Below are 1,294 nucleotides of genomic sequence, written 5' to 3'. Positions count from 1 at the left end.
CCGTAGAGGGCGATCAACGCCAGAGCAATGAGGCCCGCAACGGCGAGCAGCAAGCGCTTGAGCAAAGGAGGGCGCGCAGGTTGCACGGCAAGGGAAGGATCAACAGTGTTCAGGCTGGTCATGGCAATCCCCTATGGGGTAGCAGTCGTTATTACGGCTGTAATATGACGTAGGTAATATTTTCTGACAAATGATTTTTCCAGCCGCTCGTCGGTTGCCGGTCATCCAGGGCGGACGCTTTTGATAGGTGGTGCTGTGAGCGTGCGTGCGAGCCGTACGGCCTGATCGATGAAAACTGTAGTGATGTTTAATTATTAAATACGACGTAGGCAGCGTCTTGCATTTGTGTAGTCAGGGTTTGACTATCACGCCAATTGATAGCGTGGCATTAGGCCAGTTAATCGAATGCAAGGATGTTGAGTGCCGTTTTCGCTTTCCGTTGTTCCGCGTTTTTCCACCCCATTCTTTCCACGTTTGTTGGCCGCGCTGCTGAGCCTGGGCATCGCTGCGCTCCAGGCTGCAGAACCCTCGGCGCTCGACCAGGAAGGGCTGCGTCAGCAACAGCAGCAACAACGCGACCTGCAACAATTGCAACTGGAACAGCGGCGCCGCCAATTGCAACGCGGCAGCTTTGGACCGGCGCCAGGCACTCCCGCGTTGCCCGCGCAGGTCACTGCCGATGAGCGATGCTGGCCCTTGAGCGGGACACGCATTGGTGGCGTCACGCTGTTGAGCAGCCGTGAACTGAATGAGCAACTCAAGCCGCAGATCGCTTCGTGCATGGGGGTCGGCCAGATCAATCATCTGTTGGCGACCATCACCCGCTTGTATGTGGATGCCGGTTACATCGCCAGTCGACCGTATCTGGTCAGCGCCCCGGCGGCCGGCCAGTCGCTGGATATCCGGGTCGATGAAGGTTACGTCGAGTCCATCGAACTGCCGGATCAGAGCTTGCCGGTCGCACTGGGCGGGGCCTTTCCCGGCATGCTCGGCAAGCCGCTGAACCTGCGCGATCTGGAGCAGGGCCTGGATCAGTTGAACCGCTTGCGCTCACTCGATCTGACGGCCGACATCGCCCCCGGCAGTCAGCCCGGCGCCTCGCGGATCATCTTGCGTTCTCGCAGCAGCGCCGCCTCGCGCTGGGCCTTGGGGTTGGGCCTGGACAACCTCGGCAGCGCCAGCACCGGACGCGATCGCGACACTTTGAGCCTGAGTCTGGACAGCCCGTTGCAGCTCAATGATCTGCTCAGCATCAATCTCAGCGACACCCTCAACCATGGCCCGCGTTATAGCC

General features: G+C 59.7%; 1 protein-coding gene. It reads left to right on the top strand.

Annotation, left to right across the window (positions count from 1 at the left end; translation table 11 throughout):
* Window positions 1-420: 420 nt before the first annotated feature.
* Window positions 421-1,294, top strand: an 874-nt coding sequence (locus tag AC1DH9_RS29315; RefSeq protein ID WP_477809352.1) for a POTRA domain-containing protein, incomplete at its 3' end; no start/stop codon positions are given.

Source organism: Pseudomonas sp. 05T35 (assembly GCF_056396605.1).
Note: the sequence above shows the minus strand (reverse complement) of the source record. Positions and strands in the feature narration are given on the sequence as shown.